This is a genomic window from Actinoallomurus acanthiterrae, from assembly GCF_054775715.1.
This window is the reverse complement of sequence record NZ_BAAHCO010000001.1, coordinates 1,525,963-1,545,129: the sequence shown is the minus strand read 5'-3', so window position 1 is coordinate 1,545,129 and position 19,167 is coordinate 1,525,963. Positions and strand designations below refer to the sequence as shown.

Annotated in this window: 18 protein-coding genes; 5 read left to right on the top strand and 13 right to left on the bottom strand. The window is 72.1% G+C overall.

Translation table 11 applies throughout. From position 1 onward, the window contains the following. The first annotated feature begins 69 nt into the window (after positions 1–69). Positions 70–1,017, top strand: coding sequence for a UDP-glucose 4-epimerase GalE (gene galE / locus ACYVF7_RS07740; RefSeq protein WP_460336984.1), 948 nt, complete (start codon positions 70–72; stop codon positions 1,015–1,017). A gap of 52 nt (positions 1,018–1,069) precedes the next feature. Here galE and ACYVF7_RS07735 read toward each other — a convergent pair whose 3' ends face one another. The 3 genes from ACYVF7_RS07735 to ACYVF7_RS07725 all read right to left on the bottom strand — a co-directional run bounded on the left by ACYVF7_RS07735 (position 1,070) and on the right by ACYVF7_RS07725 (position 3,629). Beyond that, entirely contained in the window at positions 1,070–2,332 is a 1,263-nt protein-coding gene (locus ACYVF7_RS07735; protein ID WP_460336981.1) for an ABC transporter substrate-binding protein, read from the bottom strand. Then, positions 2,329–2,730, bottom strand: coding sequence for a hypothetical protein (locus tag ACYVF7_RS07730; RefSeq protein WP_460336979.1), 402 nt, complete (start codon positions 2,728–2,730; stop codon positions 2,329–2,331). The genes ACYVF7_RS07735 and ACYVF7_RS07730 overlap by 4 nt, the downstream gene beginning before the upstream one ends. 125 nt (positions 2,731–2,855) lie before the next feature. Continuing rightward, positions 2,856–3,629 (bottom strand): Gfo/Idh/MocA family protein, encoded by a 774-nt coding sequence (locus ACYVF7_RS07725; RefSeq protein ID WP_460336976.1) that lies wholly within the window; start codon positions 3,627–3,629, stop codon positions 2,856–2,858. A gap of 105 nt (positions 3,630–3,734) precedes the next feature. Between ACYVF7_RS07725 and ACYVF7_RS07720 the strand changes: the two genes are divergently transcribed. Together ACYVF7_RS07720 and galK are read left to right on the top strand one after the other, a co-directional pair. Next, complete coding sequence (locus ACYVF7_RS07720; RefSeq protein WP_460336973.1) at positions 3,735–5,087, top strand: ROK family protein; 1,353 nt, start codon at positions 3,735–3,737, stop codon at positions 5,085–5,087. A gap of 11 nt (positions 5,088–5,098) precedes the next feature. Continuing rightward, positions 5,099–6,208 (top strand): galactokinase, encoded by a 1,110-nt coding sequence (galK, locus tag ACYVF7_RS07715; protein ID WP_460357822.1) that lies wholly within the window; start codon positions 5,099–5,101, stop codon positions 6,206–6,208. A gap of 190 nt (positions 6,209–6,398) precedes the next feature. On the opposite strand, the gene ACYVF7_RS07710 is transcribed toward galK, so the two are convergent. After that, entirely contained in the window at positions 6,399–7,259 is an 861-nt protein-coding gene (locus tag ACYVF7_RS07710; RefSeq protein ID WP_460336971.1) for a LysR family transcriptional regulator, read from the bottom strand. 107 nt (positions 7,260–7,366) lie between these two features. On the opposite strand from ACYVF7_RS07710, the gene ACYVF7_RS07705 reads away from it, so the two are divergent. Then, positions 7,367–8,035 carry a type 1 glutamine amidotransferase domain-containing protein gene (locus ACYVF7_RS07705; protein WP_460336968.1) on the top strand — a complete coding sequence of 223 codons (669 nt, stop codon included), beginning with the start codon at positions 7,367–7,369 and terminating at the stop codon, positions 8,033–8,035. 369 nt (positions 8,036–8,404) lie between these two features. On the opposite strand, the gene ACYVF7_RS07700 is transcribed toward ACYVF7_RS07705, so the two are convergent. The 5 genes from ACYVF7_RS07700 to ACYVF7_RS07680 form a co-directional block, all read right to left on the bottom strand. Further along, positions 8,405–8,707: a hypothetical protein gene (locus ACYVF7_RS07700; RefSeq protein WP_460336965.1), complete on the bottom strand. Its 303-nt coding sequence runs from the start codon at positions 8,705–8,707 to the stop codon at positions 8,405–8,407. 247 nt (positions 8,708–8,954) lie between these two features. Then, positions 8,955–9,944, bottom strand: a complete 990-nt coding sequence (locus tag ACYVF7_RS07695) for a malate dehydrogenase (protein ID WP_460336962.1) — start codon at positions 9,942–9,944, stop codon at positions 8,955–8,957. Positions 9,945–10,292: 348 nt separating this feature from the next. Further along, positions 10,293–12,512 carry an NADP-dependent isocitrate dehydrogenase gene (locus ACYVF7_RS07690; RefSeq protein ID WP_460336959.1) on the bottom strand — a complete coding sequence of 740 codons (2,220 nt, stop codon included), beginning with the start codon at positions 12,510–12,512 and terminating at the stop codon, positions 10,293–10,295. A gap of 317 nt (positions 12,513–12,829) precedes the next feature. Beyond that, a complete protein-coding gene (locus tag ACYVF7_RS07685) occupies positions 12,830–13,234 on the bottom strand; it encodes a DUF3017 domain-containing protein (RefSeq protein WP_460336956.1) in 405 nt (134 codons plus the stop codon). Between the two features lie 34 nt (positions 13,235–13,268). Next, the gene (locus tag ACYVF7_RS07680) at positions 13,269–14,390 is read right to left on the bottom strand and encodes a citrate/2-methylcitrate synthase (protein WP_460336953.1); all 1,122 of its coding nucleotides are present in this window, start codon (positions 14,388–14,390) and stop codon (positions 13,269–13,271) included. Positions 14,391–14,559: 169 nt separating this feature from the next. Between ACYVF7_RS07680 and ACYVF7_RS07675 the strand changes: the two genes are divergently transcribed. Then, the gene (locus ACYVF7_RS07675; protein ID WP_460336950.1) at positions 14,560–15,276 is read left to right on the top strand and encodes an FHA domain-containing protein; all 717 of its coding nucleotides are present in this window, start codon (positions 14,560–14,562) and stop codon (positions 15,274–15,276) included. A gap of 582 nt (positions 15,277–15,858) precedes the next feature. Here ACYVF7_RS07675 and ACYVF7_RS07670 read toward each other — a convergent pair. The 4 genes from ACYVF7_RS07670 to purN are packed head-to-tail and all read right to left on the bottom strand — an operon-like array spanning position 15,859 to position 19,131. Next, a complete protein-coding gene (locus ACYVF7_RS07670; protein WP_460336948.1) occupies positions 15,859–16,710 on the bottom strand; it encodes a bifunctional methylenetetrahydrofolate dehydrogenase/methenyltetrahydrofolate cyclohydrolase in 852 nt (283 codons plus the stop codon). A gap of 25 nt (positions 16,711–16,735) precedes the next feature. Beyond that, positions 16,736–16,924 (bottom strand): hypothetical protein, encoded by a 189-nt coding sequence (locus tag ACYVF7_RS07665; RefSeq protein WP_460336945.1) that lies wholly within the window; start codon positions 16,922–16,924, stop codon positions 16,736–16,738. 54 nt (positions 16,925–16,978) lie between these two features. Continuing rightward, positions 16,979–18,529 (bottom strand): bifunctional phosphoribosylaminoimidazolecarboxamide formyltransferase/IMP cyclohydrolase, encoded by a 1,551-nt coding sequence (gene purH / locus ACYVF7_RS07660; RefSeq protein ID WP_460336943.1) that lies wholly within the window; start codon positions 18,527–18,529, stop codon positions 16,979–16,981. After that, positions 18,526–19,131 carry a phosphoribosylglycinamide formyltransferase gene (gene purN / locus ACYVF7_RS07655; RefSeq protein ID WP_460336940.1) on the bottom strand — a complete coding sequence of 202 codons (606 nt, stop codon included), beginning with the start codon at positions 19,129–19,131 and terminating at the stop codon, positions 18,526–18,528. The genes purH and purN overlap by 4 nt, the downstream gene beginning before the upstream one ends. Positions 19,132–19,167: the final 36 nt, after the last annotated feature.

Sequence of the window (19,167 nt, the reverse complement as noted above, 5' to 3'; positions counted from 1 at the left end):
CATGTCCAGTCGGGTTGTTCGGAAAGATTAGAGCTGAAAGCGTACAGGTTCATTCTCGCTGGAGGTCCGATGAAACTTCTCGTCACGGGGGGCGCCGGCTATATCGGCAGCGTGGTCTCGGCCAGGCTGCTGGAGGCCGGGCACGAGGTGGTCGTCCTGGACGACCTCTCGACCGGGCACGCCGACGCCGTCGCGGACGGCGCGCGGCTGGTCCGGGGCACGCTGCGGGAGGCGGCCCACGACACCCTCTCCGAGGGATTCGACGGCGTGCTGCACTTCGCGGCCAAGTCCCTGGTCGGCGAGTCCGTGGAGAAGCCCGGTCTGTACTGGGACAAGAACCTCGGCGAGTCGCTGGCCCTGCTGGACGCGATGCGGACGCACGGGACGCCGCGCATCGTGTTCTCTTCGACCGCCGCGACCTACGGCGAGCCCGAGCGCACGCCGATCCTGGAGACCGACCCGACCCGACCGACCAATCCGTACGGCGCCTCGAAGCTCGCCATCGACACGACGCTCGCGGAGTACGCCCGGATGTACGGCCTCGGCGGGGTGAGCCTGCGCTACTTCAACGTCGCGGGCGCCTACGGCCGCTACGGCGAGCGGCACACCGTCGAGACCCACATCATCCCCAACGTGCTGAAGGTGCCGCTCGGCGAGCGTGAGTCGGTCTCGGTCTTCGGCACCGACTACGCCACGCCGGACGGCACCTGCGTCCGCGACTACATCCACGTCGTCGACCTCGCCGAGGCCCACCTGCTGGCCCTCGACGCCTGCGCGCCGGGCACGCACGAGATCTTCAACCTGGGCAGCGGCTCGGGTTACTCGGTCCGCGAGGTCATCGACGTGTGCCGCGAGGTGACCGGGCACGAGATCCCGGCGGTGGAGAGCCCCCGGCGAGCCGGCGACCCGGCCGTGCTGATCGCCTCCTCCACCAGGATCTCCGACCGGCTCGGCTGGAAGCCCGAGCGCGACCTGCGATCGATGGTCACGGACGCCTGGGCCTTCGCGCAGCGGTGACAGCGGCGGGCGGCGGGGCGTCGACCGCCGCCCGGTCCGTCTCTGAGCGGCCTCAGTTCGCGGTGAGGGGCCCGAGTTTGGTCTGTAGACCGGTGAGGGCCTGTTCGGGGCTCTGCTGTCCTCGCAGGGCCGCGTAGGCCGCCTCCTGGATGGCCGCGGTGACGTCGCCGTAGCGGACGGCCTCGGGCCGGGGCTGGGCGTTCTGGATCGACGTGGCCAGCGTGGGCAGGTACGGCTGCGCCTTGACCATGGCCGGGTCGGAGTACAGCGCGGCGCGGGACATCGGGTACGCGCTGCCGAGTCCGAAGGTCTTCTCGACCTCCGGGCCCGTGACGTACCGGATGAAGTCGAGCGCCGTCTGCTTGTGCTTGGAGAAGGCGGAGATCGCCACGTTGTTCCCGCCGAGGGTGGAGACGCCCGGGCCGGTGCGCCCGGGCAGCGGCGCGACGTCGAACTTCCCCGCGACCTTGCTGGAGCCGTCGGTCTTGCTCGCGAGGGAGTGAACGTACGCCCAGTTGCGGTGGAACAGCAGCTCGCCGGCTTCGAAGGCGCGCCGGCCGTTCTCCTCCTGGTAGGTGAGGGCGGCCTTGGGGATCAGACCGTTCTTGAACCCGTCGGTGAGGAACCGCAGCCCGGCGATGGCCTCGGGGGTGTTCAGGGCCGGCTTCCCGGAGGCGTCCAGGACGTGGCCGCCCGCGCTGCCGATCGCCTCGGTGACGTTGACGGTCAGGCCCTCGTACTTGTCGTACTGGCCGGCGTAGCAGCCGACGTCGGCGGTCTTGCGGACCTTGGCGCAGTCGTCGGTGAGCTCCTGCCAGGTCGTCGGCGGCTTGGCGATCCCGGCCTTCTTCAGCAGGTCCGTCCGGTAGTAGAGCAGTCCGGCGCCGGTGAGCCACGGCGCGGCGTACAGCCTCCCGTGGTACTGGCCGGTGCGCAGCGACGGGCCGAGGAAGCCGCCGGTGTCCAGCCCGGTGATCGGGTCGACCCACCGGTTCGCGGCGAACTCGGCGGTCCAGACGGCGTCGAGCGTGACGACGTCGTACGCGGTGGACTTGATCTGGGCGTTCTGGACGAGTTGCTGGCGCTGGGCGTCGGCCGCTTCGGGCAGGTCGACCAGGGTCACCTTGGTGTCGGGGTGTGAGGAGTTCCAGCTGTCGACGATCTTCCGGAGGGTGCCGGTCGGATCCTTGAAGCTGGCCCAGGTGATCGGCCCGCTGCCGGCCGAGTCGTGGGAGGTGCCGGAGGATCCGCAGGCGCACAGCCCGAGGGCCAGGACGGCCCCGATGAGACCGCGACGCGGGAAACGGTGCTTCATGGTGACTCCGCTGGTGCGATGGGGGTGGAACGGAGGCTGACGGGGCTCTCGTCATCGGCGAGGGAGACGACGGTGCCCGTGCGCCGGGCCCGCTCGGCGGCCCACACCAGCCGGTGGCTCGCGAGGGACGTACGGGCGTCGGAGAGCAGCGGTGACGGGTCATCGGCGGCCAGCGCGGCGACGAACGCGTCGGTGAGGGCCTGGTCCGCCCCGCCGTGGTCCCCGGCGAGTGAGACCTCCTCCCCCTCGTCGGTCTCGATGACCTCGCGGGTGCCGGAGACGAAGTCCTCGACGGTAAGCCGGACGCCGTCGCCCTCGATGGAGCCGTGGGAGCCGAAGATCCGGGTCTTGCGGAATCCCATGGGCGTGAAGGCGGTCGCGGTGAACGACGCGGTCACCCCACCGTCGTACTCGATCGTGACGACCTGCTGGTCGGCGACGTCGTTGTCGCAGGAGTAGACGCACCTGCCGTACGGCCCGTGCCGCAGGGCCTCGCGGACCCCCTCGGGCGACGTGTCGAAGGTCAGCGCGCTGAGCGGCCAGTGCGTGCGGTCGGGGTCGCCGACGAAGCCGAGGTAGGTGCGAGACGCGGAGTACGGGCAGGAGGCCTCGACCGCGCAGTCGAGGCACCGGTCCGCCGCGCCCTCGGGGCGGTTCTCCGGGCGGAAGTGGAGGAGCCCGCCGAAGGAGGACACGCGCAGGGCCGGCCGATGATGTGGGCCAGCCAGTCGATGTCGTGGCAGCACTTGGCCAGCAGCATCGGAGAGGACTCGTCCTCCCGCCGCCAGTTGCCGCGCACGTACGAGTGGGCGAAGTGCCACCAGCCGATCGGCTCGAGGTGCTGCACGCTGACGACGGCGCCGATCCGGCCCGCGTCGATCAGCCCCTTCAGCGCACGGGTGTAGGCGGAGTAGCGCATGACGTGGCAGACGGCCAGCATGACCCCGGCGCGCTCGGCGGCCTCCGCGATCGCCTCCGATCCGGCCTCGGTGGGCGCCATCGGCTTCTCGAGCAGCAGGTGGTAGCCGCGCTCGGCGAAGGCGACGGCGGGCTCGACGTGCTCGACGTCCCGGGTGGCGACGATGACCCCGTCGGCCTGGCGCGGCAGCGCCGCCAGCTCCCGCCAGTCGGTGAAGACCTGGTCCGGACCGAGCCCGTGCTCGGCGGCGGCTCGCTCCCGGCGCTCGGCGACGGGCTCGGCCACGGCCACGACGCGCGCGTGGCCGTCACGGACCGCGCGGCGACCGTAGTCCGACCCGCGCATGCCCGCTCCGACGAGGGCCAGGGTGACCGGCATGCGTCTCCTTCCGACTTATTAAAGGAACTTTCTTTAGTAAGTGCGAGGATCTATGCTGCGGAGCGCGAATGTCAAGGGGGTCCAGGTGAGACAAGGCAGGTCCAGGTGAGACGAGGCGGCGATCCGTCCCGGCTGCGCCGGCTGAACTCCACGGACGTGCTCGCGGCCCTCTACGCCCAGGGCCCGCGCACGCTCACCGAGGTCAGCGCGGTCACCGGGCTGTCACGCCCGACGGTCGAGGACGTCGTCGAGGACTTCGTCCGCGACCGGATCGTCCGCGAGCTGCCGCCTGAGCCCGGCGGCACCGGACGGCCCGCGCGGCGCTTCCGCTTCGGCGCCGACGAGGGGTTCGTCGCCGGCATCGACATCGGCGTCCACAAGATCCTGGTGATCCTCGCGAACCTGGAGGGCGAGGTCCACGAGGTCCGCCGCGCCACGGTCGATCCGGACCTCGGCCGCGCCGAGCGCCTCGCGGTGGCCCGGACCACCCTCACCCGCTGCCTCGACGACAGCGGGGTGGCACCGAGCCGCCTGCGCGCGATCGGCGTCGGGACGCCCGGCGTCGTCCACGACGGCGCGGTCACCCTCTGCACCGTGCTGCCCGACTGGACCGGCTTCGACCTCGGGCGCGCGCTGGTGACCGACGGGGACACGGTGGCCGAAGCGCCGATCGCCGGCGCGGACGCGGTGACCGAAACCTCGATCGCCGACGCGGACGCGGTGACCGATGCGTTGATCGCCGACGGGGACACGGCGACCGACGCCCCGACCCCCGACGGGGATGCGGTGACGGATGCCTTGATCGCCGGTGGCCGCGCGGTGGCCAACGCCTCGATCGCCGATGGCAGCGCCTTGCCGGTGGCCGTCGAGGCCGTGCCGGTGATCGTCGAGAACGACGCGAACCTCGCCACCATCGCCGAGCACTGGCGTGGGGCGGCCAAGGACGTCCAGGACGCCGTCTGCGTCCTCGCGGGCAACCGGGTCGCCGCCGGCGTCCTCATCGGCGGGCGGCTCCACCGCGGGCACCGGGGCGGCGCCGGGGAGCTCGGCCTGCTGCCGGCACTCCGCTGGGAGGAGGCCCCCGACCGCCTGCTGGCCGCCTGTCCCGGCAACGGCGATCTGGCCGCCGTCTTCGCCGCCGCCCGGTCCGGCGACGCGCACGCCACGGCCGCCGTCGACGGGTTCACCGACGACCTGGCGACCGGCACGGCGGCACTGCTCCTCGCCGTCGATCCCGCCGTCGTCGTCGTGGGCGGCGGCCTGTCGCGGGCCGGCGACCTGATCGCCGGAGGGTTGCGCGACCGACTGGCCGCGCTGTGCCCGCCTCCGCCCGAGGTCAGGGTGTCCGCGCTGGGCGACGAGGCGGTCGCGACCGGTGCCATCCGCATCGCTCTCGAACGAGCGACCGCGGACCTGTTTCCCGACGGGCTGCCGGTAGGATCGCTGCCCCCACGATAGGCACGGTGAACATGGACTTCCGCGAGTTCTACGGGCGCGACCCGGAAGGGGTCTGGCGCGCTCCGGGCCGCGTCAACCTCATCGGTGAACACACCGACTACAACGACGGCTTCGTCCTGCCCTTCGCCCTAGCCCAGGGCGTCACGGCAACGGCGGCCCGCCGCGACGACGGCGTCCTCGAACTCCGTTCCGTGCAGTCACCGGACGCCGTGCGCGTCTCAGACCCGCGCCCCGGTGAGGTGACCGGCTGGGCCGCGTACGCCGCCGGGGTGGCCTGGGCGCTGCGCGAGGCCGGACACGAGGTGGGCGGCGCGTCCGTGCTGATCGACTCGGACCTGCCGCAGGGGGCCGGCCTGTCCTCGTCCGCCGCGCTCGAGTGCGCGGTCGGGCTCGCCCTGTGCGACCTGTACGGGATCGAGGTGCCCCGGCCGGAGCTGGCCCGCATCGCCCAGCACGCCGAGAACGACTTCGTCGGGATGCCGTGCGGGATCATGGACCAGTCGGCCTCCCTGCTGTGCACCGAGGGGCACGCTCTGCTGCTCGACTGCCGCAGCGGCCTGTCCTCGCAGGTGCCGCTCGACCTGACCGGCCTCTCGCTCCTGGTCATCGACACCCGCGCCGAGCACGAGCTGGTCGACGGCGGGTACGCCAGCCGCCGCGCCGCCTGTGAGAAGGCCGCGGAGCTGATCGGCGTCCCGGCGCTGCGCGACGTCGAGGACCTCGCCGCCGCGCTCAAGGTGCTCGACGACCCGGTCCTGCGCCGCCGCACCCAGCACGTCGTGACCGACAACCACCGCGTCCAGGCCGTGGTCGGCCTGCTGCGGGCCGGTGCCGTCGCGGAGGTCGGCGCGCTGCTGACCGCCTCGCACCTGTCGCTGCGCGACCAGTTCGAGATCTCCTGGCCGGAGGCCGACGTGGCGGTCGAGGAGGCCGTACGCGCCGGCGCGCGAGGCGCCCGGATGGTCGGCGGCGGCTTCGGCGGCTCGGTGATCGCCCTGGTGCCCACGGACCGCGACGAGCAGGTCCGCGAGGCCGTGACCACGGCCTACGCCGCCCGTTCCTGGGAGGCGCCGCGCTTCCTCGATGCCGTTCCCTCCCCCGGCGCCCACCGCGTGTCCTGAGACTCTTCGCGGCGGGTCACCACAGCCGTCCGCCCTGAGACCCGGCTCGGGGGATCACCGCGTGGCCTGGCCCCCTTCGCGGGGGATCACCACGGCCACGCGCCCCTGAGACCCAGCTCGGGGGGCTCACCGCGTGAAGCCCTTCCCGGGGGCTCAGCGCAGCCGCGCGCCCTGAGACCCCGCTCGGGGATCACCACATGCGTCCTTGGAGCAGCAGCCGGGATCGTACGGCGCTCACCGCCTGGTGCACGGGCCCGTCACGGGTGGCGAGGAACAGTGTGTTGATCGGGGGCAGTTCCGGCTCCAGCAGCGGCCGCAGGACGCCGGCGGCCAGCTCCGTCGCGCACAGGTAGCGCGGCAGGACGGTGACCCCGGCGCCCGCCGCCACCGCTGCCAGCACTCCCCGTAGATCCGGCACGACCAGCGCGGGCGACCGGGTCAGGCGGGTCTCGAACACCGTCCGCCAGTAGCGGCGGATGATCGGCAGATTCTCCGCGTACGCGACGAGCGGCGCGCGCGCCGGATCGGCGTCCGCCCAGCGCTCGGCCGCGACCAGAACGAACTCCTCGTCGCACAGCGGATCGGACCGCAGTCCCCGCCGCCGGGGCCGTGCGGTCGAGATCACCAGGTCCAGGGCTCCGGCGGCCAGACCCGCGAGGAGGTCGTCGGTGAGGCCGAGCGTGACCCGGAGCTGCAGCCCGCCGGCGACCAGGTCGGCGAGCGCGGGCAGCACGCGGACGCAGACCAGCTCGGCGGGGCCGCCCAGGTGCACCGTGCGGCCGAACACCGGCTCCTCCAGCTCGCCGTCCAGCCGCTCCGCCAGCGTGTCCAGTGGGTCGGCGATCCGCCGCGCGAGCTGGTCGGCGGCCGGCGTCGGCGCCATTCCCCGAGGCAGTCGCTCGAACAGCGGACGCCCCAGCGCCTCCTCGAGCGTCTTGACCTGCGCCGTCACCGTGGGCTGCGAGAGCCGCAACAGCGCCGCCCCCTGAGTCACCGACCCCGCGCGATAGACGGCGAGGAAGGTACGGAGCAGGTCGAGGGAGACGGCCATGCACCCCATCGTGCCATCGGAAATCCGATACCCGCCCCTAATGAGGACCATTGGTCAGTGATGGGACTCGGCCCCGATGATCGAGGGGTACCGATGAAGGAGGACACATGTCGAAGCGAGTGCTCATCGCCCTGACCAGCCACGGCGAGCTCGGCGCGACCGGCCGGACCACCGGGTTCTACGTCTCCGAGGCCGCCCACCCCTGGGAGGTCTTCCGTGCGGCCGGGTACGAGGTCGACCTCGTCAGCGTGGCCGGTGGCGAGCCGCCGAAGGACGGCCTCGACCCGTCCGACCCTGCGCAGGAGGCGTTCCTGGCGGAGGCGCCGGTGTCGACCACACCGCGCCCGGAGGAGGTCGACGCCGCGCGCTACGACGCCATCCTGTTCGCCGGCGGCCACGGCACGATGTGGGACTTCCCCGACAACTCCGCCCTGGCCAATCTCGCCCGGACGATCTACGAGGACGGCGAGGGAGTCGTCGCGGCCGTCTGCCACGGCCCCGCGGCGCTGGTCGGCCTCACGCTCGCCGACGGCTCGCCCCTCGTCGCCGGCAAGCGCGTCGCCGTGTTCACGGACTCCGAGGAGAAGGCGGTCGGCCTGACCGACGTCGTACCGTTCCTCCTGCAGTCGCGGCTGGAGGAGCTCGGCGCGATCCACGTAGCGGCGGACGACTTCCAGGCCAACGTCGTACGCGACGGCCGCCTGGTCACCGGCCAGAACCCGGCCTCGGCCCATGGCGTCGCGGAACAGGTCGTGGCCGCCCTGTCGAACAAGTGACCCAGGCGGCGTCGCCGACGACGCCACGCCGGCGACGATGACGCGGGACGGGCGGGCGGCCAACCGAACGGACGGCCTACCGGGCGTACGGACGGCCTGCCGAGCGGTCGACCTGCCAGGCGGACGGCCTGCCAGGCGGACGGCCTGCCAGGCGGACGGCCTGCCAGGCGGACGGCCTGCCAGGCGGACGGCCTGCCGGGCGGACGGCCTGCCGTAACCCCTGAAGCGTCTGCCGTCCCGGTGCGCGGGCCGGGCATCGACTGCGCGAGCGTCGCTTTCGACGGGCGGATCGCGCGATGCGACGCGTGAAGGCCGCCGGGTCCCGTGACAGGGACCCGGCGGCCTTTCACCGCTTCGCGTGAGACCGCGTCAGGAGCGGCCGTCCGCCTCGGACCGGGCCAGCAGCTTCGCGACCATCTCGCGGACCTCGACCTGTCCGGCCATCAGCTCCGGGATGGCCGCGACCCGCGCCCGGATCTCGCCCAGGTCGGCCGTGTTGGCCTTGACCTGCGCCAGGTCGCTCTTGACCTGCGCCATGTCGCTCTTGAGCTGGTCCACGTCGCCCGCGACCTGATCGAGTCGCCGCTCGATCCGGATGTGCGTGGTGTCATGGTCGTCCATGCGCCGCTCCAGGGTCGCGACCCGGGTCTGGATGTCCTCGATGACGCCCATAGGGCTTACCGCCTCCTCGGCTGGGGGTTGACACGTACCGAAAGGGCGACCGCTGGCTGCGGTGAGTTCTTCCCTCCAAGCCCCTGTCTCCGCCCGTCAGCCCTGAACAGACGGCCTGCGCGGAACCGACCAGCTTTTGGGCCGGTCCTTTGGCCTGATGAGGTTCCTCCTGGCGGCAAGGGTCACAGAAGTGACTCTTCGTGTCAACTCGATTACACAGAGACCCATCGAGGGTCGGCGGGAGCGGTCAGATCAGTCCGAGGTTGCGGACCGCGTCGCGCTCCTCTCCCAGCTCGCGCACTGACGCGTCGATGCGCTCCCGGGAGAAGTCGTCGATGTCGAGGCCCTGGACGATCTCCCACTTGCCGTCCTTGCACACCACCGGGAAGGACGAGACCAGGCCCTCCGGCACGCCGTACGAGCCGTCGGAGACCACGGCCATGGAGGTCCAGTCGCCCTCGGGGGTGCCGTTCACCCAGTCGTGGATGTGGTCGATGGCCGCGCTGGCCGCCGACGCCGCGGACGACGCGCCGCGGGCCTCGATGATGGCCGCACCGCGCTTGGCGACGGTCGGGATGAAGATGTCGCGCAGCCAGGCCTGGTCGTTCACGGCCTCGGCGGCGTTCCGGCCGCCGACCTCGGCGTGGAAGATGTCGGGGTACTGCGTCGCGGAGTGGTTGCCCCAGATGGCGATCTTCTTGATGTCCGCCACCGGCGCCTGCAGCTTCTTGGCGAGCTGCGCGATCGCGCGGTTGTGGTCCAGGCGGGTCATCGCGGTGAAGCGGTCGGCCGGGACGTCCGGCGCGTGCGCCTTGGCGATCAGCGCGTTGGTGTTGGCCGGGTTGCCGACCACGAGAACCCGCACGTCGTCGGCGGCGCCGGCGTTGATGGCCTCACCCTGCGGCTTGAAGATGCCGCCGTTGGCCTCGAGCAGGTCACCGCGCTCCATGCCCTTCGTACGCGGACGCGCGCCGACCAGCAGGGCGACGTTGGTCCCGTCGAACGCCCTCTTCGCGTCGTCGGTGACGTCGATGCCCGCGAGCAGCGGGAAGGCGGCGTCGTCGAGCTCCATCGCGGTACCCTCGGCGGCCTTGACGGCCTGCGGGATCTCCAGCAGGCGCAGGTGCACGGGTACGTCGGGGCCGAGCAGCTGCCCCGAGGCGGCGCGGAAGAGCAGGGCGTAGCCGATCTGGCCGGCCGCCCCGGTGACGGTGACATTGACGGGAGTGCGAGTCATCGTAGTCTCCAGCTGGTACGAGGCCCGTGCCGAGCGCCGAGCGGAGCTTCGATCGGGTCTCTCGTCGTCGAGATATTCCAGCCGTCAGGCTACCGCGCGCCCCATCGCCCCGCCGCACCGCCTGGCGCGGTCCTCAGGCGTGCATACCGACGAGGGCGTACGGACCCGCGTGCCCGATGTGGAGGCGCTGCCCGAATTGGTGCCCGCCGAGCCACCGGCGCTCTTCTGACCGTCCGCGGAGTGGGCGCCCAGGGCCGGGAAGCGGACGAGCCGACCGGGCCCCGACGATCCTGAGGATTCGTCGGGGCCCGGTCGGCTCGGCTATGTCGTGCGGCGCCGCTGCGGGCGTCAGGCGAGTGTCGCGAGAGCCTGGTTGAAGGTCGGCGACGGGCGCATGACGGTGGCGGCCTTGGCCGGGTCGGGGTTGTAGTAGCCGCCGATGTCGGCCGGGGAGCCCTGGACCGCGAGCAGTTCGTCGACGATCGTCTGCTCCTGCGAGGTCAGCGTCTCGGCGAGCGGGACGAAGGCCTTGGCCAGGTCGGCGTCGTCGGACTGCTTGGCCAGCTCCTGCGCCCAGTACATGGCCAGGTAGAAGTGGCTGCCGCGGTTGTCGATGCCGCCCAGGCGGCGGGTCGGGGACTTGTCCTCGTTGAGGAAGGTCTCCGTGGCCCGGTCGAGGGTGTCGGCGAGGACCTGGGCGCGCGCGTTGCCCGTCGTCTGGGCGAGCTGCTCGAAGCTGACCGCGAGCGCGAGGAACTCACCGAGGCTGTCCCAGCGCAGGTAGTTCTCCTTGACGAGCTGCTGGACGTGCTTGGGCGCCGAGCCGCCGGCGCCGGTCTCGAACAGGCCGCCGCCGTTGATGAGCGGTACGACCGACAGCATCTTGGCGCTGGTGCCCAGCTCCAGGATCGGGAACAGGTCGGTCAGGTAGTCGCGCAGCACGTTGCCGGTGACGGAGATGGTGTTCTCGCCGCGGCGGATCCGCTCCAGGGAGAAGGCGGTCGCCTCGACCGGGGACTTGATCTCGATCCGCAGGCCCGCGGTGTCGTGCTCGGGCAGGTACTGCTCGACCTTGGCGATCAGGGAGGCGTCGTGCGCGCGGTCCCGGTCGAGCCAGAACACGGCCGGGTCGCCGGTCGCGCGGGCGCGGGTGACGGCGAGCTTCACCCAGTCCTTGATCGCGGCGTCCTTGGTCTGGCACATGCGGAAGATGTCGCCTGCGCCCACCGTCTGCTCGAGGACGGCGTTGCCGGCCTCGTCGAGGACCCGCACCGTGCCGGTGGTCGGGATCTCGAAGGTCTTGTCGTGGCTGCCGTACTCCTCGGCCTGCTGTGCCATCAGGCCGACGTTCGGGACCGAGCCCATCGTCGACGGGTCGAAGGCTCCGTTCGCCCGGCAGTCGTCGATGACGACCTGGTAGACGCCCGCGTAGCTGCTGTCCGGGATGACGGCGAGCGCGTCGTGCTCCTGGCCGTCCGGGCCCCACATGTGGCCGGAGGTGCGGATCATCGCCGGCATCGAGGCGTCGACGATGACGTCGCTGGGGACGTGCAGGTTGGTGATGCCGCGGTCGGAGTCGACCATCGCGAGCTCGGGGCCCGCGGCGAGCTCGGCATCGAAGGACGCCTTGATCTCTTCGCCGCCCGGCAGCGACTCGAGGCCCCGGAAGATCCCGCCGAGGCCGTCGTTCGGCGTCAGGCCGGCCCCGGCGAACGTGTCGGCGTACTTGGCGAACGTGTTCGGGAAGAAGGCGCGCACCACGTGGCCGAAGATGATCGGGTCGGAGACCTTCATCATCGTGGCCTTCAGGTGCACCGAGAACAGCACGCCCTCGGCCTTGGCGCGCGCGACCTGCGCGGTGAGGAACTCGCGCAGCGCCGCGACCCGCATGACGGACGCGTCGACGACCTCGGCCGCCACGACGGGTACCGATTCGCGCAGGACGGTGGTGGAGCCGTCGTCGCCCACGAGCTCGATCCGCAGCGAGCCCGCCTCGGCGATCACCGCGGACTTCTCGGTGGAGCGGAAGTCGTCGGCCGTCATGTGCGCGACGTTCGTCTTCGACGCCGCCGTCCAGGCGCCCATGCGATGCGGGTGGGTCTTGGCGTAGTTCTTGACCGACGCGGGGGCCCGGCGGTCGGAGTTGCCCTGGCGCAGCACCGGGTTCACCGCGCTGCCCTTGATCCGGTCGTACCGAGCTCGGATCTCGCGCTGCTCATCGGTCTTCGGATCGTCCGGGTAGTCCGGCAGCGCGTAGCCCTGCTCCCGCAGCTCGGCGATCGCGGCCTTGAGCTGCGGGATCGAGGCCGAGATGTTCGGCAGCTTGATGACGTTCGCACCGGGGGTGTCGACCAGCTCGCCGAGCTCGGCGAGCGCGTCCGGAATGCGCTGGTCCTCCGTGAGGTACTCCGGGAAGGCGGCGATGATGCGCCCGGCCAGGGAGATGTCCCGGGTATCCACGGTGACGCCGGCGGTCGAGGCGTATGCCTGGATCACAGGCAGGAACGAATACGTCGCCAGGGCGGGTGCCTCGTCCGTGTGCGTGTAGATGATGGTCGAATCAGTCACCGGGTGCTCCGCTTCACGCTCAACAACATTCGTCAGCAACTCTCATATCGAGACAGACGGGCGGGGTCGCCGCCCTCAGCAGGTCTCAGTCGATCCCTCGCGTTTCCTATCGACAGACGGTTTCGCGGAGCCCGGCGGGAATGCGACCCTGTCCGCCCCAAGGAGACACGTCGTGGTTTTCAGCGACGGCGATGGGGTGGACATTCCGATCAGCATGAGTGACGTGGGGCACATTTTCCAGTATCGCGACGGGCTCCTTACCTGCAGCCTGCATCATCCCACTGCTCATCCGCGGTCGAGCAGAGAGGGGGAGCCGGTCAGCCCGGAGTCCCTTTCGCGACGAACGCGACAAGCGTGACACCGACCGCGGCGGCCGTCATGAGCAGGACGTCCACCCACCGGGGGCGTACGGCGAGCATGCCGGCCTGGCTCTCCGGGAGCACCAGCCGGGCGAGCGCGCCGATGAACACCGCGGCGGCGATCAGCATGCTGCCGCGCCGGAAGTGGTTGGTCGCGACGACGGCCAGGCCGGCCGCGACCCCGCAGAGCACGAAGACGTACGGCAACTGGCCGAGCCATCGCGGCACGGCCGGGCGGGCCTGCGCGCGCTGTGACCGGCGAGGGGAAGGCGGCGTCCGCGGCCCGGGCGCGGGCTGGCCCGCTGAGGGAACGCCCGCCGAGGGCGTTTCGTGCGGCTCCGGTGGCCCGTACTGCTCCGACATGTCCTCTATCTTGGCAGCGCCCGCGCGTGCCCGCTCACCGCTCCTCGACAGGGACCCACGTACGGTCGTGTTCGCCGACGTACTCGCTGTCGGGCCGGATCAGCCGATTGTCGGCGTGCTGCTCGATGACGTGGGCGGTCCAGCCGGCCATCCGGCTCATGGAGAACACCGCCGTGAACAGGTCGGTCGGGATCCCCAGGCAGCGGTAGACGGACGCGGCGTAGAAGTCGACGTTGGGGAACAGTCCCTTCTCCGCGAAGACGGTCTGCTCGACCCGGCGGGACACGGTCCACCAGCGGTCCTCGCCCGTACGGTCCGCGAGTTCGCGCGCCCGCTCGCGCAGGTGGGTGGCGCGGGGATCCTCGGTCTTGTAGACGCGGTGCCCGAATCCGGGGATCTTCTGCCCGGCGTCGAGCCGGGACCGTACGGCCGACGGCGCCTCGTCGACGCCGCCGATGGTCTCCAGCATGCGCATGACCTGTTCGTTGGCGCCGCCGTGCAGAGGGCCCTTCAGCGTGCCGATCGCGGCGACGATCGCCGAGTGCATGTCCGACAGGGTCGCCGCGCAGACGCGGGCGGCGAAGGTGGAGGCGTTCATCGTGTGGTCGGCGTGCAGGACCAGGCACTCGTCGAAGATCTCGACGTCGCGGCGGGACGGATGCCGTCCGGTGAGCTGGAGCAGGAAGGCACCGGCGACGCCGAGCGCGGGGTCGGCGTCCGGGACGGTCGCTCCGCGGCGGGCGGCGTGGTAGGACGCCACGAGGACGGGCTGCCGGCCCGTCAGCCGGGCCGCCTTGCGCAGGTCGGCAGCGGGCTCGTTGCTGCCGGCGTCGGGGTCGTCCGCGCTGGACAGGGAGACGAGCGTCCGCAGTGCCTCCATCGGCGTCTGGGTCCGCGCGACGTCGTCGAGCGCGCCGGTGACGAGGCCGCCGAGCGTCCTGCCCTCGGCCAGGCGGTCCCGCATGGCCGAAAGCGCGGCGCGGTCGGGCAGCGACCCGTGGTGGAGCAGGTGCACACACTCCTCGAAGGAGATCCTCCCGGCCAGTTCGTGGATGTCGTATCCCCGATAGGACAGCAGGCCGCGTGCGCCGTCGATGTCGCTGAGCGCGGTGGAGGCGGCGACGACATCGGCGAGTCCCTTCGACGGCGTGCTCATGGGCGCCACACTCCCTCCGCCGCGCAGACGTCTTCGTGGCCTCTTTCGGACAGGTCGGATGTCCCGTAATCTCCGATGTACTCGGTCCTACCCACCGGTAGGCGGGTGTGACCATGGCCGGTCCGGGTAACCAGGCAGACAGGGGTCGCTAACTACTGGAGGGACCGCTGTGGAGGGCCCGTACATACGGATCGAAGAAACCGGCACGGTACTGCCACTGCGCTCCGAGGTCACGACGATCGGGCGAGGTCGTGGCGTGGACATTCGCCTCGACGAACCGAGCGTCTCGCGGTTGCACGCCGAACTGGTCCGCCGTGGTCCGTACGTCTACGTCGTGGACCTCGGCCTGTCGCGCAACGGTACGCGGGTGAACGGGCGGCCGATCGCGCGCCGTGTGCTCGAGGACGGTGACGTGGTGAGCTTCGGCGCCGCACGCTGCCGGATGGGCGGCATACCGCGCGAGGACGTCGACCCGGACGTCGAGTTGCGCCGTGCCGTCGCCCCGGAGCTGACGCGTCGCGAGATCGACGTGCTGACGGCGCTGTGCCGCCCCGCCCTGTCCGACGAGGCGTTCGTCGCGCCCGCCACGGCCCGTGAGATCGCCACCGACCTGGTGGTGACGGAGGCGGCGGTCAAGCAGCACCTGTTGCGGCTGTACCAGAAGTTCCGCATCCCGGAGGGCGCCAACCGCCGCACCCGGCTGGCGAACGAGGTCATCGCGCTCGGGCTGGTCCGCCCGCTGCCACCGGTCCAGGTGCCGCCCCAGGGCGGCCGTCCACCGGAGCCGACCCGTCGCCCGGAGGCGTCCCGGCCGGGCACGCCACCGCAGCCGCGTCAGCCGACCGCTCCCGGCCAGCCGACCACACCGGGCCGCCGCGCCAGCTGAGCTCACGGCGACCGCCGGGCCCGAGGTGGTACGCCCGTCGCATCGCCATAGCCGCGTCGGCTCTCGGGCAGCCGACCACACCGGGCCGCCGCGCCGGCTGACCGCCGGGCCCGGGGTATACGCCCGTCGCGTCGCCATAGCCGCGTCGGCTCTCGGGCAGCCGACCACACCGGGCCGCCGCGCCGGCTGACCGCCGGGCCCGGGGTATACGCCCGTCGCGTCGCCACAGCCGCGCCGGCTCTCGGGCAGCCGACCACACCGGGCCGCCGCGCCGGCTGACCGCCGGGCCCGGGGTATACGCCCGTCGCGTCGCCACAGCCGCGCCGGCTCTCGGGCAGCCGACCACGCCAGGCCGCCGCGCCGGCTGACGGCGACCGCCGGGCCCCGGATGGTGCGCCCAACGCGTCGCCGCAGCCGCGCCGGCTCTCGGGCAGGCGACTACGCCGGGCCAGCGCGCCGGCACGCCGTACGTGTGGGGCCTCGGTGCCGCCGCTACGGTTCCGGAGCCAGATGAGCGTGCCCTCGTACGCCCCGGGGTGCGCTCAACGCGTCGCCGCCCCGGGTCCCGCTCGGCGGGAGCCCTCAGGTCGCGGACTTCTCCGCGGCCTCGACGACGTTGGCCAGCAGCATCGCCCGGGTCATGGGGCCCACTCCCCCGGGCATCGGCGCGACCCAGGCGGCGACCTCGCGGACGCCGGGGTGGACGTCGCCGACGAGGCCCTCGTCGGTGCGCGTGATGCCGACGTCGAGCACGGCCGCGCCGGGCTTGACCATGTCCGCGGTGAGCAGGCCCGGAACGCCGGCGGCCACGACGACGATGTCGGCCTCGCGGGTGTGCGCCGCGAGGTCCTTCGTCCCGGTGTGGCAGGTGGTGACGGTGGCGTTCTCCGACCGGCGCGTGAGCAGCAGGCCCAGCGCCCGGCCCACCGTGATGCCCCGGCCGATGACGGTCACGTCGGCGCCCCGCAGCGGCACGTCGTGGCGGCCCAGCAGCTCGACGATGCCGCGCGGGGTGCACGGCAGCGCGCCGGGCTGCATCAGGACGAGCCGCCCGAGGTTGACCGGGTGCAGGCCGTCGGCGTCCTTGACCGGGTCGATGCGCTCGAGGACCCGCTGCTCGTCCAGGCCCTTCGGGAGCGGCAGCTGGACGATGTAGCCGGTGCACGCCGGGTCGGCGTTGAGCTCGTCGACGGCCGCCTCGACCTCGGCCTGGGTGGCGGTCGCCGGGAGGTCACGCCGGATGCTGGCGATCCCCACCTCGGCGCAGTCGCGGTGCTTGCCCGCGACGTACGCCATGCTCCCCGGGTCCTCGCCGACGAGCACGGTGCCCAGACCGGGGACGATCCCCCGTTCGCGCAACGCGTCGATGCGTACCTTCAGCTCCGCGCGGATCGCCGCGGCGGTCGCCTTGCCGTCGAGAATTCGTGCGCTCACGGGTCAATCCTCTCAGCCTGAGAACCTACAGCTCGTCCTGGTCGGCCCGCTGCCGCCAGGCGACGACGCGGTCCGTGAGGTGCCAGCTCGCGGACCCCGCGAGAACGGCGGCCAGCACGGCGGCGACGAGACCGATCAGCGGACGGATCTCGTCGGTGAACGCCGCGCTCCGGGCGATGACGGCCACGCTGAACTCGAGGAACCCGTTGGGCACGATGTCTCCCTGGGGGCTGCGGTCGCCGGGGCGTGCCCCGGCGACCGGATGGGGTCAGTGGAAGAAGTGGCGGACCCCGGTGAAGTAGAGGGTGATGCCGGCCTTGGCGGCCGCCTCGATCACCTCTTCGTCATGGATCGACCCGCCGGGTTCGACAATAGCCGTGACTCCGGCGTCCACGAGCACCTGAAGACCGTCCGCGAAGGGGAAGAAGGCGTCGGAGGCACCCACCGCCCCGGTGGTACGGTCGCCGGCCCGCGAGACCGCGAGACGCGCGGAGTCGACCCGGTTGACCTGCCCCATCCCGACCCCGACGGTCGCGCCGTCGGCGGCGAGCAGGATGGCGTTGGACTTCACCGACCGGCAGGCCCGCCAGGCGAACGCCAGGTCGCGGAGGGTCGCCTCGTCGGCGGCCGCACCCGTCCTGAGCTCCCACGTCGCCGGGTCGTCGCCAGGGGCGTCGATCCGGTCCCGCGTCTGGGCGAGCAGACCACCGTCGATCTGCCGGGTGTCGACCTGGGCGGCGGGACCCTCCGGGCAGACCAGCAGCCGGAGGTTCTTCTTCTTGGCCGTGAGCAGCGCCAGGGCCTCCTCGTCGAACCCGGGGGCGACGATCACCTCGGTGAAGATGTCGGCGAGCTGGCGGGCCATCTCGGCCGACACCGGCCGGTTGGTGGCGATCACGCCGCCGTACGCCGAGACCGGGTCGCAGGCGTGCGCCTTGCGGTGCGCCTCGGCGATGTCGGCGCCGACCGCGATGCCGCACGGGTTGGCGTGCTTGATGATCGCGACGCACGGCTCGGCGAAGTCGTACGCGGCGCGGCGGGCCGCGTCGGCGTCGACGTAGTTGTTGTAGGACATCTCCTTGCCGTGCAGCTGCTCGGCGCCGGCGAGGCCGCCGTCGGCGTCGGTGTAGAGCGCCGCCTCCTGGTGCGGGTTCTCGCCGTAGCGCAGGACGGCCTTGCGGGTGCGGACCGCGCCGATGACGTCCGGCCAGCGGGTGTCGCCGTCCGGCGCGTACGCGCTCGCGAACCACGACGCCACGGCCACGTCGTACGCCGCGGTGTGCGCGTAGGCCGCCGCCGCGAGACGCTTGCGCTCCGTCAGTTCGAACCCGCCGCGGCGAACGGCCTCCAGGACCTGGTCGTACGCGGCCGGGTCGACGACCACGGCGACGCTCTGGTGGTTCTTGGCGGCGGCGCGGACCATGGCCGGGCCGCCGATGTCGATCTGCTCGACGATCTCGTCCGGGGTGGCGCCGGAGGCGACCGTCTCCCGGAACGGGTAGAGGTTGGAGATCAGCAGGTCGAACGGCTCGACGTGCAGGTCCTCGAGCTGCTGGACGTGGTCCGGGTTGCGACGGTCGGCGAGGAGCCCGGCGTGCACCTTCGGGTGCAGGGTCTTGACGCGGCCGTCGAGGCACTCGGGAAAGCCGGTGAGCTTCTCGACCTTCATGACCGGGACGCCCGCGTCGGCGATGCGGGCGGCGGTCGAGCCCGTCGAGACGATCTCCACGCCGGCCTGGTGGAGGCCCTTGGCGAGCCCCTCGAGACCGGTCTTGTCGTAGACGCTGATCAGCGCCCGCTTGATCGCGATGCGGGTCACCCGATCCTCACTTTCCTGTTCTCGATGGTCCATCCTTCGCGGGCCAGTCGGCCCACGGTCCGCACGAGCAGCGGGCGTTCGACCGCCTTGATCCGCTCGTGCAGTGACTCTTCATCGTCGTCGTCCAGGACGGGCACGGCCTCCTGGGCGACGATGGGGCCGGTGTCGACCCCGGCGTCCACGAAGTGCGCGGTGCAGCCGGCCACCTTCACGCCGTACTCCAGCGCCTCGCGCGCGCCGTGCGTGCCCGGGAAGGACGGCAGCAGCGCGGGGTGCGTGTTGATGACCCGGCCGGCGAAGCGGTCGAGGAACCGCTTGCCGAGGATCTTCATGAAGCCGGCGGAGACGACCAGGTCAGGGGCGTACGCGCCGACCGCGTCGGTCAGCGCGGCGTCCCAGGCGTCCCGCGTCGGATGATCTTTGACGCGGACGACGAACGTGGGCACACCGGCGCGCTCGGCGCGGCGCAGTCCTTCGATATCGTCGCGATCAGCGCCCACGGCAGTGATCCGAGCGCCATAAGCTGGATCGACACACGCGTCGAGCAGCGCTTGTAGGTTGGTCCCCGCACCGGAGACGAGGACGACGAGCCGGGCGGACACCGTAACTCCCAGGAACGACTGGTGGGCGGGCCGTAC